Origin of the sequence: Stenotrophomonas sp. CCNWLW57, from assembly GCF_037203925.1 — a bacterium.
GTDB classification, from domain to species: domain Bacteria; phylum Pseudomonadota; class Gammaproteobacteria; order Xanthomonadales; family Xanthomonadaceae; genus Stenotrophomonas; species Stenotrophomonas rhizophila_A.
The window spans coordinates 445,693-460,342 of the sequence record NZ_JBBCBJ010000001.1; the positions used below are offsets into that span (position 1 = coordinate 445,693).

Here is a 14,650-nt window from a genome sequence, read left to right on the forward strand (position 1 = left end):
CCGCCAACAGGACGCCTGCAGCGCGCGGCATGCTCCGCGCCCTGTCAGGGAGTCGGGGTCGGAATCGGCGTATCGGCGACCGGGGTATCAGCGACCGGGGCCGGCTCTGGCGTCGGGGGCGGAGGCGGCGCCATCGCCGCCGGCGCATCCGCCGGCGCACGCGCAGGCTCGGGAACCGGCGTTACCGGCGGCGCCGGGGCCGGCGGAACCGGCGCGGCTGCCGGCTCCGGGGTGCTGGCCTTGGCCGCCGGCAGGTACTGCTGCAGGCGGGTGAAGAAGCGGCGGTAGAAGTCGCCGTCCTGCACGGTGCTGCTGGCCACCTTCACCAGCGAGTCGTCGTTGCTGCCGAACGGCAGCGACACCGAGCCCAGCGCGCCCACGCCCACACTGGCCGAGGTGGGGCTCTTCTTCAGCGCATAGCGGTCCTGCACGGCACTGACGAACACCAGTGCTTCGTCGCCCCGCGCGGCGCAGGAAATGCGCAGCACCAGCTGCTCGTGCGAGTCCTCGGTCGGCTGGAAGTTCTTGTTCGCTTCCACCGCGTCGGCGTCGGCACGGGCGATCGCATAGCCTTGGCTGAGCAGGGTACGTCGCGCGGCTTCGCAGGCCTGCGCCGGCGTGCCGGGAACGGTACGCGAGTAGGTGTCGCCCGAATCGAAGGATTCGCGCAGCAGCGTGCTGTCGGCGGCCTTGCCGCCGCAGGCGGACAGGCCAAGGGCCAGCAGGCCGGCCGGGAGTGCATGGGACAGCCGCATGGGCGCTCCTGCAGGAGGATGATTGCGCAAGCATAGGCCCGGCGGCGTATGCGTGGGGTCTAAAAGCAAAGGGCCGGCGTTTCCGCCGGCCCCTCGTTTTCACTTGATTCACCCGATCAATCGGCCCAGCGGCCTGCGGCGGTCGACTGCGGCAGCACCTGCGCCGACAACGGGCGGTCTTCGGCCAGCAGGTTCACCGCGTCGGCCAGGATAGCGGCGGACTCGCGCAGCAGCGGGTCCGGGCGCTTCTCGGCGGCCTTCTCGCGGGCAGCATCCTTGACGATGTCGCGCTCGTTGCCGGTCAGGCCATCATCGTTGCTGTCATCGGCCAGCGGGTCCAGGTCCAGGCCCAGTTCCTTGCGGGTGGCCTGGCGCTGCTTGCGCTGGGTTTCCTGGCGCTCACGCTCGGTGCGGCGCTCGGCCTCGTTGAGCGAGATGTACTTTTTGGCCGCTTCGGTGCGGAACTGCTCCACGTCCTCGTTCCACCACTGGAACTCCTTGTCGGAGGCAATGCGCGAGGCATGCAGGGTTTCCAACTTGGGCAGCAGCGGGCCGAAGTTGCCGTACTGGGTGTGCGGCACGGCGGCGATGCGGGTCCAAGGCAGCGCGTTGTCGTAAGTGCTTTCGCCGTACTCGCTGGCATCCACGCTGGCCGGGAAGGCCAGGTCCGGCACCACGCCCTTGTGCTGGGTGCTGCTGCCGCTGACGCGGAAGAACTGCGCGATGGTCAGCTTCACCTGGCCGAAGCGCTGGGCTTCGCCACTGGGCCAGCGGTCCAGGTCCACGATGTTCTGCACGGTGCCCTTGCCGAAGGTGGTTTCACCAATGACCAGCCCACGGCCGTAATCCTGGATGGCACCGGCGAAGATTTCCGATGCCGAGGCCGAACCGCGGTTGATCAGCACGGCCAGCGGGCCGTCCCATGCCACCGCTTCGCTGCGGTCGTTGTTGACCGTGACGCGGCCACCGGATTCGCGCACCTGCACCACCGGGCCCTGTTCGATGAACAGGCCGGTCAGCTCGATGGCTTCATCCAGCGAACCGCCACCATTGTTGCGCAGGTCCAGCACCACGCCATCGAGCTTGTCGTTCTTGAAGCCGGCCAGCAGCTTGGCCACATCGCGCGTGGCCGAGGCGTAATCGGTCGCGTTGCGGCGGCGGCCTTCGAAGTCCTGATAGAAGGTCGGCAGCTTGATCACGCCCACCTTGCGCGCCGGCGCCCCATCCTTGGCCGGGATGGTCAGCGTTTCACCCTTGGCGGCCTGTTCGGCCAGGCGCACCTTCTGCCGGGTCAGCACCAGCATGTGCGGCTTGCCGTCCACGCCCTCTTCAGCCGGAATGAATTCCAGCCGCACCTGGGTGTCCTTCTTGCCGCGGATCTTGGCCACCACGTCGTCAATGCGCCAGCCGATCACATCCTCGACCGGACCGGACTTGCCCTGGCCCACGCCCACGATGCGGTCACCGGGCTTGAGCGTGCCGTTCACCGAGGCCGGCCCACCGGCGATGATCTCGCGGATCACCACCATGTCGTCCTGGCGCTGCAGCTGCGCGCCGATGCCTTCCAGCGAGAGCGACATGGCCTGGTTGAAGTTCTCGGCCGTGCGCGGGGTGAAGTAATCGGTGTGCGGATCAACGGCGCTGGTATAGGAGTTGAGGAAGAACTGGAACACGTCCTCGCCCTTCAGCTCATTGACCGACTTCTCCAGCTGCGCATAGCGCTTGTCCAGCGTCTTGCGGATGTCGGCCGGCTGCTTGCCGGCCAGCTTCAGGCGCAGCCAGTCATTCTTCACCGACTTGCGCCACAGGTCATCGAGTTCGGCGCTGCTGGCGGCCCACGGCACGTCCTTGCGGTCGTACTCGAAGCGCTCATCGCTGCTGAAATCGAAATCCTGCTTGAGCAGCTTGCGCGCGTAACCCACGCGCTCGCCCACCCGCTGTTTGTAGACCGCAAACACCTGGAACGCCGGCTCCAGCTCGCCGCCGCGGATGGCCGACGAAATATTCGATTCGAACGGGGCGAACCTGGTGATGTCCGCCTGGGTGAAGAACTGCTTGCTGCCGTCGAGCGATTCCAGGTAACGCTTGAACACGTCCTTGGAGGTCGCCGCATCCAGCGCGCGCGGCCGGTACGCATAGCGGCTGTCCGACAGCAGCCCGTACACCAGCTTGGAGGTCGTCACCTGGTCGGCCGTGGCCGCCGACGGCAGGGCCGGCGAATCGGCATAGGCAGCCAGCGCCAGCGGCGCGGTCAGCGCCAGGGCCATCAGGAATGCGGGGGCTTTGAATTTCATCGACTTGCTCATGGCACCTTGCCAACGGGGAGACTGCGTGCGGATCAGACCACACGACAGTGCCGAAAGTTGCGGGGTTTGTCATCCACCGCGTCAGAACGCGGATTTCCAGCCTAAACGCGGGGCTGTATCAAATTGTGAATGACGCGGAATTGCTGCTGGGAACGGGGTTTACGCGCGAAACCGAGCGGCGGCCTGGCCCTTTCGGCGGTCGGCAGGCATTCAGGCCGGAGCAGCTTCACGGTCTTCGATCAGGTCCATCGCGAGCGTTGAGGGCCCCGCCGCGGCCGGCAGGCCCCTGTGCAAATGTCCCCCGGCGGTCGCCCTGCGGCGACGGCCTCCTCCTTTACTTTGCCAGGAGCCTGCCGGCCGCGACGGGGCTCGGCTTGCGGTTCGCACTGGAGAAGCAGGAGCCAGGGGGCCAACGCCGGTGGGTCGAGTGCCGGGTCGCCATGCCCTTGGAGGCGAATTAAAGGAGGAGGTGTCGGCCACAGGCCGACGCCGGGGGACATTCGCCGGAAAGGGCATGGCGGCCCGGCGCTCGATTCACCGGCAGCCGCGTCTGATCGGAGCGCGCGCTCCAATCAGACGGGAGAAGAACCAGGGCTCAGGCGACGCCAGCGCCCTTTGCCTGCACATCGGCGTGGTACGAAGACCGCACCATCGGGCCGGAGGCCACGTGGCTGAAGCCCAGCTCGTAGCCGTAGACTTCCAGTTCCTTGTATTCCTCGGGCGTCCAGTAACGCAGCACCGGGTGGTGGTGTGCGGTCGGCTGCAGGTACTGGCCGATGGTGATCATGTCCACGTCGTGCGCGCGCAGGTCGCGCATGGTTGCCCGCACCTGGTCCATGTCCTCGCCCAGGCCCAGCATGATGCCGGACTTGGTCGCGATCGACGGGTGCTGAGCCTTGAAGTTCTTGAGAAGCGTCAGCGACCACTGGTAATCCGCACCCGGGCGTACGTTGCGGTACAGGTCCGGCACGGTTTCGATGTTGTGGTTGAACACATCCGGCGGGTTGGTCGCCAGGATGTCCAGCGCCCGCTCCATGCGGCCCTTGCCGCGGAAGTCCGGCGTGAGCACTTCGATGCGGGTGTTCGGCGACTTGGCGCGGATCGCCCCGATGCAGTCGGCGAAGTGCTGGGCACCGCCGTCGCGCAGGTCATCGCGGTCCACGCTGGTCACCACCACGTACTTCAGGCCCATGTCCGCCACGGTCTGGGCCAGGCTGGCCGGTTCACCCGCGTCCGGCGGCTTCGGTCGGCCGTGGGCCACGTCGCAGAACGAGCAGCGCCGCGTGCAGACCTCGCCCAGGATCATGAACGTTGCCGTGCCGTGGCTGAAGCACTCGTGGATGTTCGGGCAGCTGGCTTCCTCGCAGACCGTCACCAGGCGGTTCTCGCGCAGCTTGGCCTTCAGCGTCTGCACCGCGTTGCCCGACGGAATCCGGACCCGGATCCACGACGGCTTGCGCAGCACCGGTGCGTCGGCGAACTGCACCGGCGAGCGGCCGATCTTGTCACCGCCCAGCTGTTTGACCCCGGCCTGCAACGGCGCGGCGGACGGCGTGTCGCCCTGCACGACCTGCAGGGGAATGATGCGAGCGGTGGTTTCAGTCATGGCCTTGGTCGGCGGCGCTCAGGCCGCGTCAGTCAGATCGGGCAGGTCCGTGGCAGGCTGGAGGTCCAACCCGAACTGGCGGGCCAGATGGCCCAGCAGTACCGGCTTGACGGCCGCCATGCCGGACGGTCCCCCCAAGTCTACCATCGAGGTGACCTGCAGCCCTTGGTAGCCGCAGGGATTGATGCGGTGGAACGGCTCCAGGTCCATCGCCACGTTGAAGGCCAGCCCGTGGAAGGTGCAGCCACGGCGGACCCGGATGCCCAGCGCGGCCACCTTGGCCCCGCCCACGTAGACCCCCGGCGCGCCGTCCAGCCGTTCAGCCCCGATATTCCATTCGTCCAGCGTGTCGATGATCGCCTGCTCGATCCGGCACACGTAATCGCGCACCCCGATCCCCAGCCGGCGCAGCTGCAGCAGCGGGTAGACCACGATCTGGCCCGGCCCGTGGTAAGTCACCTGGCCGCCGCGGTCCACGTGCAGCACCGGGATATCGCCGGCGGCCAGCACGTGTTCGTCCTTGCCGGCCTGGCCCAGGGTGAACACCGGATCGTGCTCGACCACCCACAGCTCGTCCGGGGTGTCGTCGGTACGTGCATCAGTGAAACGCTGCATTGCATGCCAGACCGGCGCATAGGGCTGGCGGCCCAGGTCGCGCACGATCGCCGGCTGCGCCGGGCGCTGGCCCGGTGCAGCGGTGGTTTCGCAGCTGGTTACAGCGTCCACTTCACTTCCGGGTGGTCGCGCAGCGCGGTGTGGGCAAGGTCCAGCTGCTCGCGGCTTTCGGCCATGAAGACCAGCTTCACGGACACGTATTTGCCGTTGGACGAGGTCTTCCAGGTGATGCGCTCTTTGAGCACCTGGATGCCGGCCAGATGCAGCAGCTGCGGAAGTTCGTGCTCCAGACCGATGTTCGCGGCGCCCATGGCGCTGAGCTCGAATTGACCGGGGAACTGGAAGCCGTGTTCGGGATTGTCAGACTTGATTTCCATGACCGCGATTATGGGGACGGAAGCGTCTGAACCCAAGACCTGCATGATCGTGCGCACAGCTGCGCCGAACGTTGCGTGAAGATCGGCCTTCACGAACAAGACGCACCAGTGCGTGCGCGGTGCTGGTCACGGCATCACGCCGTGAATACCCTGCTCCCGCTTAAAAATGAATAAACCATCCGCGGGAATCTTATGCTTCTGAAGCGATTCGCGTTACCGGCCGCACTTGCCGGTGTTCTTGCAGCAGCCGCGCCTGCGGTACAGGCAGCCGAACAATGCGGGCCCGACGCCATGCGCGAGCACCCGCCGCAGGTCAACTTCCGCGTCGACAACGATCTCTTTGGCGGCGCCGACCAGGACCAGGGCTACACCAACGGGGCGCAGATCACCTTCGTCTCGCCCAACCTGGTCGATTACACCGACGATCCGTGCCTGCCGAAGCTTGCCCGCTGGGTCAACCGCCACCTCGAACGCCTGGCCCCCGGCGAGTTCGAGCAGCAGAACATGATCTTCAGCTTCGCCCAGCAGATCTACACCCCCAAGGACTTCACCCGCCGCGATGTGATCGAGGACGATCGGCCGTATGCCGGCGTGCTGATCGGCAGCTTCGGCTACAACGCACGGCGCGGCGACCGCCTGCAGACCACCCAGCTCGCGCTCGGCGTGGTCGGGCCGTGGGCGCTGGGCAAGGAAGTGCAGGACGCCGTGCATGACGCGCTGGGCGATGAGAAATTCCAGGGCTGGGACAACCAGCTGCACAACGAACCGGTGTTCATGCTCACCCACGAGCGCATGCACCGCTGGGGCGATGCCGAGGACAACCTGGCCGGCTGGGGCTGGGATGCGATCAGCCACTACGGCGGTGCGGTCGGCAACCTCGCCACCCACCTCAATGCCGGCGGCGAAGTCCGCTTCGGCTGGAAGCTGCCGGACGATTTCGGCAGCACCCCGCTGCGCCCGGCCGGCGAAAACACCGCGCCGACCCGCGGCGGTAAGCCCACCGGGTGGTCGTTCCATCTGTTCGCCACCAGCGATGCGGCCTGGGTGATCCGGGACATCACCCTGGACGGCAACACCTTCCGCAACAGCCACAGCGTGGACAAGCGCAACTGGGTGGCCCAGGGCGGCTACGGCCTGGCGGTGATGTACAACCGCTGGAAGTTCGCCCTCGCCCGCTACCACAGCACCCGCGAGTTCGACCTGCAGGACCAGTCGCCGATCTACGGCAGCTTTACGATCAGCCGGTCGCTCTGAGCGACCGGAATCCCCACGGGCCCGTGACGATGACGGGCTCGTGGTTGATTGATCCGGATCCCGATGGGCACGTATGAATTCGTAGCCCCGGCCGTTGGCCGGCTGCTCTTCGTTCCGGGGCCATGACCGCCCGATGCGCGGCTTCGGAACGTGTAAACGCCGGGACGTTGACCGCGATCGTTGCGCAACCGCCTCCGGATACCTGGGCCGCGCTGCGCGGGGTTTCCGGCCAACGGCCGGGGCTACGAATTGTTACGTAACGTCCCCGGATCGGGATCAATCAACCAAGAGCAAGGAACCGTTACGGACCCATTGCGCAAAAAAAAGACCGGCGCGAGCCGGTCTTTTTTTCATTGAATACGGGCGGAACCGTTATTCCGATTCCCACCACATCCAGAAGCTGTCCCACAGGCGCTTGAAGAAGCCGGCTTCTTCCACCGCAGCCACCGCCACCAGCGGAGCCTGCGCCACCACCTTGCCGTCCAGGGTCACCTTCAGCGTACCCACTGCCTGGCCCGCGGTGAACGGGGCTTCCAGGGTCTTGGGCACGTCGATGCTCGGCTTGAGGTCGTTGTAGCGGCCGCGCGGCACGCTCACCAGCAGCGGCTGGGCCACGCCCAGCTGCAGCGTATCGGCCTTGCCCTTCCACACCTTGTGTTCGGCCACGGCCTTGCCCGGCTCGTACATGCGGTGCGTTTCGAAGAAGCGGAAGCCCCAGTTGAGCAGCGCCAGGCTGTCATCGGCGCGCTGCTTCTCCGAAGCACCGCCCAGCACCACCGCGATCAGGCGCTGGTCGCCACGCTGGGCCGAGCTCATCAGGCAGTAGCCCGCTTCGGAGGTGTGGCCGGTCTTGATGCCGTCCACGCTCTGGTCGCGCCACAGCAGCAGGTTGCGGTTGGGCTGGGTGATGTTGCCCACGGTGAATTCCTTCACCTTGTTGTAGGCGTAGGTTTCCGGGTAGTCGCGCACGAACGCACGGCCCAGCAGCGCCAGGTCGTAGGCGGTGGTGCGATGGCCTTCGGCGCTCAGGCCGTGGGCGTTGACGAAGTGCGAGTCCTTCATGCCGATCTTGGCAGCGTAGCTGTTCATCAGCGAGGCGAAGGCTTCTTCGCTGCCGGCCACATGTTCGGCCAGCGCGATGGCGGCGTCATTGCCCGACTGGATCGCCATGCCCTTTTCCATGTCTTCCAGGCGCGCGGTCTGGTTGACCGGGAAGCCGCTGTAGCTGCCGTCGGTGCCGGCGCCACCTTCGCGCCAGGCGCGCTCGCTCATCATCACCTGGTCGTCGGTACGGACCTTGCCGTTCTTCACTTCGGCGGCAACCACGTACGAGGTCATCACCTTGGTGATGCTGGCCGGCGCCAGCTGTTCATGGATGTTCTCGCCGGCCAGCACCTGGCCGGTGGCGTAATCCATCAGCACCCAGGCCTTGGCCACGCTGGGCTTGGGCGCCGGCGGGGTGGCCACGGTAACGGGGGCGGCGGCGGCAGGAGCGGGTGCCGGGGCCGGGGTCGGCAAGGGGGTCTGGGCGGAGACCATGCCCACGAACAGGGTCGTGGCCATGGCAGCAGCGGCAAAGCGGAATTTCATCGGACAGCAAGCTCCAGGAGGGCGCCAAGGGAATTACAGGGGACGGTCATTGTAGGTCGTTTACTCTTTCACGATCTGCGGCGACCCGAATCCCAGACCGACAATGCGGCCGGCAAGTTCCGAGGCGCTGGCATGGTCGGCCGCCGGCACCCGCAGGCGCCACAGGGTGCGGCCGCCGCTGACGATATCGCTGATGCTGGCGCCGACGATGCCGGCCGAAGACAGCTGACCCAAGGCCTTGGTGGCGTTCTCGCGGCTCGCGAAGCTGGCTACCTGCAGCAGCACGTTGCCGACCTGCTGCTGCAACGAGGGGCTGGGTGTGGCGGCCGCGACGGGCGCAGGCAGGGGGCGGGCGGCGGCGGCCACCGGCGCAGCCGCCGGCAGCGCGCTCACCGTGACCGGGCCCGTCTCCAGCGTTGCCGCCTGGGTCGCGGCCGGCTGGGCCGGGCCGGCCGGACGCGCGGCAGGCGCCGGCAATGCGCCGACCAGCTTGTCCATGTCGCTGGCGCGGCGCGCCGTGGCCGGCGGCGTTGCAGCCGCCACGGTCGCGGCCGCTTCCGCGGCACGGCGCTCACGGCGCGAGGGCTTGTCGGCCAGCAGGTTGTCTTCGCCCGGGGTCAGCGCGCGCACTTCCACGTTGCCGGTGCCGCGCTGGGTGATGCCCAGGCGCACGGCGGCGGCGTAGCTGAGATCGATCACCCGGCCGTCGTGGAACGGGCCGCGGTCATTGACCCGCACTATGACCGATTCGCCGTTGTCCAGGTTGGTGACCCGCGCAAAGCTCGGCAGAGGCAGGGTCTTGTGCGCGGCGGTGAAGGCGTACATGTCATACACCTCGCGGTTGGAGGTAAGCCGACCATGGAACTTGGCACCGTAGTAAGACGCCGTGCCCTTCTCGGCATAGCCCTTGGGCCGGTCCAGTACCTGGTAACTCTTGCCCAGTACCACGTATGGCGATTTGTTGCCGATCGCCGAGCGTGGCAGGTCCACCACGTCCGGTTCGGGAATGCAGGCCACGGCGGGAATGTAGGTCGGGGTGCTGTCGTTGACGCCCGGCTTGTACAGCCCGCCCGCGCGGTAATCGCCGCGCGTGCTGGGATCCTCCGACGCGGCCTTGTACGGCGAGCCTTCAGGGCAATGCGCAGGGCGGCTGCCCTTGCCCTTGCCCTGCCCCTGCACCAGCGCGCCCGACGGTTTGCCGGTAGTGCCGCTCGCGCTGGGCGGCTTTTTTGGCGCACTGCTGCAGGCGGCCAGCGCCAGGATCAGCAGGCCGGGAACCGCCCATCTGCAGCGCGCGCGTGCGTTCATGCCGGCGGCAGCTCCTGGCCGGCGATGGCCTGCGACAACTGGTACACGGCCATCGCGTACATCTTGGACAGGTTGTAACGGGTGATGGCGTAGTAGTTCTGGAAGCCCAGCCAGTACTGCTTGCCGGTGCTGCCCTCCAGCGTGATCGGGGTGGCCGTCAGCCCGGACGGGACGGGTGCCGCGGGCTGGTAGCCGCGCTGGGCCAGGTCGGACAGCGTCCAGGTCGGGGTCCAGTCGGTGGGATCGAAGGGCGCGCGGCCGGGCGCCAGCGTGGCCGGCACCGCAACCGGGCCGCCGCGCACCCACCCGCCCTTCTTGACGAAGTAATTGGCGATGGAAGAGAACACGTCGTCGTAGCTGGTGAACAGATCGCGGCGACCATCACCGTTGCCGTCCACGGCGAAGTCGAGGTAGCTGGACGGCATGAACTGGCCCATGCCCATCGCGCCGGCATAGCTGCCCTTGATGGACAGGATGTCCAGCTTCTCGTCGCGGCTCAGCGCGAACAGGCGCGCCAGCTCATCGCGGAAGAACAGTTCGCGCCGCACTTCGCGTTCGAGCTTGGCCGGGTCGCCGCTGCGCGGGTAATTGAAGGCCAGCGTGTACAGCGCATCGAGCACGCGGTAGCTGCCGGTGTTGGCGCCGTAACTGGTTTCCACGCCGATGATCGCCACGATCACTTCAGCCGGCACCCCGGTACGTTCCTGCACGCGCATCAACTCATCGCGGTGCTGGGCCAGGAACTTCCTGCCGCCGTCGATCCGCGCCTGGCTGATGAACATCGGCCGGTATTCGTTCCACGGCTTGACCCGCTCGGCCGGGCGCGACATGGCGGCAATGATCGGAGCGCGCACCTGCGCCTGGGCGAGCGTGGCCTCGATCTGCGCAGCCGGGATGCCGTAGCGGGCGGCGGTATCACGCACGAAGTTGGCGCGTGCCACCTCGAACGGCACTGGGGTCAGGTCAACCGGCGGCGCGGTGGCGGCCCCTTCCGGCGCGGCTTCGGCAGGCCCCTTGTGGGCAACTCCCGGCTTGTTGGGCGCACCTGACGCCTGCGGCGGCGGTGACGGGGAGTGCGGCTGGGTCGCGCAGGCAACCAAACCGAGCGTAAGCATGCAAGCCAAAGTGCGTCGAATCATCGCCGCAGGTTAGCAGGTCAAAGATGAAATAAAACCCCTAACACCATGAATCCCAACGATTTGCCCGAAGTTTCGGGGGTTCGTTAAGAGCGTGTGTAAAGGTACTCCGGCTGCGCCCCCATCCCCATGGGCGCAACCGGGCTACCGACCCGGTCGATACTGGTGCGACGCGCTACTCCCCAGCGCAACGCCGCACCCCCTGTACCCGTTGGGTCAACTACGTCCCGCAGCGCCTTGCGCGTCGCTTGGCTCGATGCGCAGCTGCTTGCGGGCCGCCATTGTGCAGGCCGTTTACGACAAGTCCATTGATCCTGATCAAGCGCATTCATATTTGTGCGCTACATCTCACTTTCCTGTCAGCGCGTTGACGCCTTCTACACCGGCAATGCCGGATTCGGCACATTCGCTACGATCCAAACCCGAATCTGCGCAAAACCGGCCGAATTCCCGCCGATCTTTTGACTAGACATAAGCTGCGAGCATGGGTGCGGCGACATGCCGTCGCCGCCGGACAGGACGTGCGACGGTCAGCTGTAGCCGCCGTGCACCGGGTTGTGGCTGCGTGCGGCCATGACCAGCCCGAACCCGGCCAGCAGCGATACCGCCGAGGTGCCGCCATAGCTGATCAGCGGCATCGGCACGCCCACCACCGGCAGCAGGCCGGAGATCATGCCGCCGTTGACCAGCACGTAGACGAAGAACGCCAGGCCGGTGGCGCCGGCCAGCAGGCGGGAATAGGAATCGCGCGACTGCGAGGCGATCCACAGGCAGCGCCCGATCACCACCAGGTACAGGAACAGCACCAGCGCGACGCCGATCCAGCCGAACTCCTCGCTGAGCACGGAGAAGGCGAAGTCGGTGGTCTGCTCGGGAATGAAGTTCAGGTGCGACTGCGAGCCCTGGCCCCAGCCCTTGCCATCGAAACCGCCTGAACCAATGGCGATCTTGGACTGGATGATGTTCCACCCGGCGCCCAGCGCATCCATCTCCGGGTCCAGGAACATCATGATGCGGTCTTTCTGGTAGGGCCGCAGCAGCCAGATCCAGGCGACGGGTGCGGCGGCGGCGACGCCACCCACGGCCACGCCCACCCACCACCACGGCAGGCCGGCCAGCAGCAGCACGAACGCACCGCTGGCGGCGATCAGCACGCCGGTACCGAAGTCCGGCTGCAGCATCACCAGCCCGGTCGGCACCCCGATGATCACCGCGCTGACCATCACCGTGGAAAAGCGCGGCGGCAGCGGCATGCGGTGCAGGTACCAGGCCACCATCATCGGCAGGCTGACCTTGAGCAGCTCGGCCGGCTGCAGGTAGAACAGCTTCAGGTCCAGCCACTGGCGGCCGTACTTGCCGGTGCCGAGCACGAACACGGCCAGCAGCGGGATCATCGACACCGCGTAGATCAGCGGGGTGGCCGAGCGGATGCGCAGGATCGGCATGCGCGAAATCGCCCACATCGCGCCCAGCCCGACCACGAAGCGCGCGCCCTGGGCGAACACCAGCGAATCGCCGCCGGCGCTCTTGAGCACGGCAAGGCCGATCAGCATCAACGCGCCCAGCGCCAGGCACAGCACCCAGTCCAGGGTGCTGCTGAAGCGCACGACCATGTCGCTGGCCCAGCGCAGGAAATCCTTCATCGGCTGCGCTCCGGCGGGGCGGGGGGTTGGGCCGCCGGCGCCAGTGGCGCGCCAGGTACGGGGGCAGGCGCGGGAACCGGTTCCGGCAGGCCGACCAGCACCGGCAGCGATTCCAGCACGGCGGCGGCGGCATCGCCGGCTTCGCGCGCGGCGCTGTCGCCCTCGAATGCGGTGATGCCGATCGCGGTGGTGCCGCGCAGGCTGTCCAGCGGCTCCATGCCCTCGGGCATCTTGCCCAGCAACCAGGCATCGAACAGCTTGCGCGCGATCGGCGCCGCCGCCGAGCCGCCGTAGCCGCCGCCTTCGACCGCAATGGCCAGCACGATCACCGGGTTTTCGGCCGGCGCAAAGCCCACGAACAGCGACCGGTGGCGCAGGTGCATCGGCAGGCTCTTGGGGTTCACCGCCGCGGTGCCGCGGCGGCTGATCACCTGCGCGGTGCCGGTCTTGCCGGCGATGGTGTACGGCGCGCCGGCCGCCGCGCGCGCGCCGCTGCCGCCCGGGCGCATGGTGCCCATCATGCCTTCGCGCACGGCCTGCAGGTTCCCCGGGCTCGGGCTGACCGGCTTGCTCGTGCCGGCCGGCGTGGGCACCCAGTCCGAATCGAAGCTTTCGCGCTGCTGCATCACCAGGTGCGGGGTGCGCAGCTGGCCGTCGGCAATGCCGCCCACGCCGTGCACCAGCTGCAGCGGGGTGACCTTCCAATCGCCCTGGCCGATGCTGACGTTGACCGTATCGCCGGGATACCAGCGTTCCTTGCGGGATTTGTACTTGTTCTGCGGCGAAGGCAGGATGCCGCCGATCTCGCCGGTGAGGTCGATACCGGTAGGCTCGCCGAAGCCGTAATAGCCCATGTAGTGGTCGAACCGCTCGATGCCCAGGTCCAGCGCCAGCTTGTAGTAATAGGTGTTGACCGACTGGGTGATCGACTTGCGCAGGTCGGTCCAGCCGTGGCCGCCACGGTTGGCATCGCCCCAGCCACGCGAGGTGCCCGGAAGGTAGAACATGCCGGTGGAGAGGATCTTGTCTTCGGGCTTGCGCACCCCGCTGTCCAACCCGGCCAGGCCGATCAGCGGCTTGATGGTCGAACCCGGTGCCACGCCACCAAGCACCAGGCGGTTGAACTGCGGGCGCGAGGGGTTGTCGTTGAGGGCCTTGAAATCGGCGTGCGAGATGCCGTTGACGAACAGGTTGGGGTCGTACGACGGCAGGCTCACCATGGCCAGGATTTCGCCGGTGCGCGGATCCATCGCCACGCCGGCGCCGTCGAAATCGCCGAAGGCCGCCACCATGGCGCGCTGCAGGTCGGCATCGATGGACAGGCGCAGGTCGTTGCCCGACTGTGCCGCGACCCGGCCGATGGTGCGGATGGCGCGGCCCTGCACGTTGGTTTCAACCTGCTCGTAGCCGACCTTGCCGCGCAGCTGCTGCTCGTAATAGCGCTCCAGGCCGGACTTGCCGATATGGGTCAGCGCGGCATTACCTTCGCCCAGCGTTTCCAGGTCCTTGTCATCGACCCGGCCGACGTAACCGATGATGTGTGCGAACAGATCGCCGTAGGGATAGCGGCGGGTCAGGTAGGGTTCCAGCTCCACGCCGGGATAGCGCCAGCGGTCGACCGCAAAGCGCGCCATTTCCTCGTCGGTGACCCGCAGCTTCAGCGTCACCGGCAGGAAGCTGCGACGCGCCTTGCGTGACTTGTTGAACGTTTCCAGGTCTTCCGGCGTGATCGTCAGGATCTTTGCCAACCCGGCCAGGGTGGCGTCCATGTCCTTGACCTTGTCCGGGGTGATGTCCAGTCGGAACGCGGGCACGTTTTCGGCCAGCAGCCGCCCGTTGCGGTCATAGATCATGCCGCGCCCGGGCACTACCGGCCGCGGCTTGATGCGGTTGGCTTCCGAACGCGTGGCGTAGGTGTCGTGGTCCAGCACCTGCAGCTTGAAGTACCACCCACCCAGCCCGACCAGGCAGACCAGCACGCCGAGGAAGCCCAGCGCGGCGCGGCGCCGGAACTGCTCGGCTTCGGCGCGCGGATTCTTGGCCTGGCGGCGCACGTACAT

At 67.2% G+C, this 14,650-nt stretch carries 11 protein-coding genes; 1 reads left to right on the forward strand and 10 read right to left on the reverse strand.

Going from position 1 to position 14,650, the window contains the following annotated elements:
- Window positions 1-44: 44 nt before the first annotated feature.
- From V9K91_RS01940 to V9K91_RS01960, 5 genes are all read right to left on the reverse strand, one after another.
- On the reverse strand, window positions 45-755 hold the full coding sequence (locus V9K91_RS01940; protein WP_093533523.1) for a DUF2242 domain-containing protein: 711 nt from the start codon (window positions 753-755) through the stop codon (window positions 45-47).
- Between the two features lie 116 nt (window positions 756-871).
- Complete coding sequence (locus V9K91_RS01945; RefSeq protein ID WP_184125654.1) at window positions 872-3,049, reverse strand: carboxy terminal-processing peptidase; 2,178 nt, start codon at window positions 3,047-3,049, stop codon at window positions 872-874.
- A gap of 607 nt (window positions 3,050-3,656) precedes the next feature.
- Entirely contained in the window at window positions 3,657-4,667 is a 1,011-nt protein-coding gene (gene lipA / locus V9K91_RS01950) for a lipoyl synthase (protein WP_068854039.1), read from the reverse strand.
- 18 nt (window positions 4,668-4,685) lie between these two features.
- Complete coding sequence (lipB, locus tag V9K91_RS01955) at window positions 4,686-5,393, reverse strand: lipoyl(octanoyl) transferase LipB (protein WP_210131080.1); 708 nt, start codon at window positions 5,391-5,393, stop codon at window positions 4,686-4,688.
- Window positions 5,381-5,659 carry a DUF493 family protein gene (locus tag V9K91_RS01960; RefSeq protein ID WP_068854041.1) on the reverse strand — a complete coding sequence of 93 codons (279 nt, stop codon included), beginning with the start codon at window positions 5,657-5,659 and terminating at the stop codon, window positions 5,381-5,383. Before V9K91_RS01960 ends, lipB begins: the two co-directional genes overlap by 13 nt.
- 192 nt (window positions 5,660-5,851) lie before the next feature.
- On the opposite strand from V9K91_RS01960, the gene V9K91_RS01965 reads away from it, so the two are divergent.
- Complete coding sequence (locus tag V9K91_RS01965; protein ID WP_068854042.1) at window positions 5,852-6,913, forward strand: lipid A deacylase LpxR family protein; 1,062 nt, start codon at window positions 5,852-5,854, stop codon at window positions 6,911-6,913.
- Window positions 6,914-7,285: 372 nt separating this feature from the next.
- Here the strand turns inward: V9K91_RS01965 and V9K91_RS01970 are convergent, their stop codons facing one another.
- The 5 genes from V9K91_RS01970 to mrdA form a co-directional block, all read right to left on the reverse strand.
- Complete coding sequence (locus V9K91_RS01970; protein ID WP_095362969.1) at window positions 7,286-8,503, reverse strand: D-alanyl-D-alanine carboxypeptidase family protein; 1,218 nt, start codon at window positions 8,501-8,503, stop codon at window positions 7,286-7,288.
- Between the two features lie 60 nt (window positions 8,504-8,563).
- On the reverse strand, window positions 8,564-9,811 hold the full coding sequence (locus V9K91_RS01975) for a septal ring lytic transglycosylase RlpA family protein (RefSeq protein ID WP_336442606.1): 1,248 nt from the start codon (window positions 9,809-9,811) through the stop codon (window positions 8,564-8,566).
- Window positions 9,808-10,950, reverse strand: a complete 1,143-nt coding sequence (gene mltB, locus V9K91_RS01980; protein ID WP_336442607.1) for a lytic murein transglycosylase B — start codon at window positions 10,948-10,950, stop codon at window positions 9,808-9,810. The genes V9K91_RS01975 and mltB overlap by 4 nt, the downstream gene beginning before the upstream one ends.
- A gap of 527 nt (window positions 10,951-11,477) precedes the next feature.
- Window positions 11,478-12,590, reverse strand: a complete 1,113-nt coding sequence (rodA, locus tag V9K91_RS01985) for a rod shape-determining protein RodA (RefSeq protein ID WP_068854046.1) — start codon at window positions 12,588-12,590, stop codon at window positions 11,478-11,480.
- Entirely contained in the window at window positions 12,587-14,650 is a 2,064-nt protein-coding gene (gene mrdA / locus V9K91_RS01990; RefSeq protein WP_093533961.1) for a penicillin-binding protein 2, read from the reverse strand. The genes rodA and mrdA overlap by 4 nt, the downstream gene beginning before the upstream one ends.

What these genes read in the sequence shown, in the direction of transcription:
- V9K91_RS01940 (WP_093533523.1), bottom strand. Translation starts at nt 755, where the DNA reads ATGCGGCTGTCCCATGCACTCCCGGCCGGCCTGCTGGCCCTTGGCCTG.
- V9K91_RS01945 (WP_184125654.1), bottom strand. Translation starts at nt 3,049, where the DNA reads ATGAAATTCAAAGCCCCCGCATTCCTGATGGCCCTGGCGCTGACCGCG.
- lipA (WP_068854039.1), bottom strand. Translation starts at nt 4,667, where the DNA reads ATGACTGAAACCACCGCTCGCATCATTCCCCTGCAGGTCGTGCAGGGC.
- V9K91_RS01960 (WP_068854041.1), bottom strand. Translation starts at nt 5,659, where the DNA reads ATGGAAATCAAGTCTGACAATCCCGAACACGGCTTCCAGTTCCCCGGT.
- V9K91_RS01965 (WP_068854042.1), top strand. Translation starts at nt 5,852, where the DNA reads ATGCTTCTGAAGCGATTCGCGTTACCGGCCGCACTTGCCGGTGTTCTT.
- V9K91_RS01970 (WP_095362969.1), bottom strand. Translation starts at nt 8,503, where the DNA reads ATGAAATTCCGCTTTGCCGCTGCTGCCATGGCCACGACCCTGTTCGTG.
- V9K91_RS01975 (WP_336442606.1), bottom strand. Translation starts at nt 9,811, where the DNA reads ATGAACGCACGCGCGCGCTGCAGATGGGCGGTTCCCGGCCTGCTGATC.
- mltB (WP_336442607.1), bottom strand. Translation starts at nt 10,950, where the DNA reads ATGATTCGACGCACTTTGGCTTGCATGCTTACGCTCGGTTTGGTTGCC.
- rodA (WP_068854046.1), bottom strand. Translation starts at nt 12,590, where the DNA reads ATGAAGGATTTCCTGCGCTGGGCCAGCGACATGGTCGTGCGCTTCAGC.
- mrdA (WP_093533961.1), bottom strand. Translation starts at nt 14,650, where the DNA reads ATGTACGTGCGCCGCCAGGCCAAGAATCCGCGCGCCGAAGCCGAGCAG.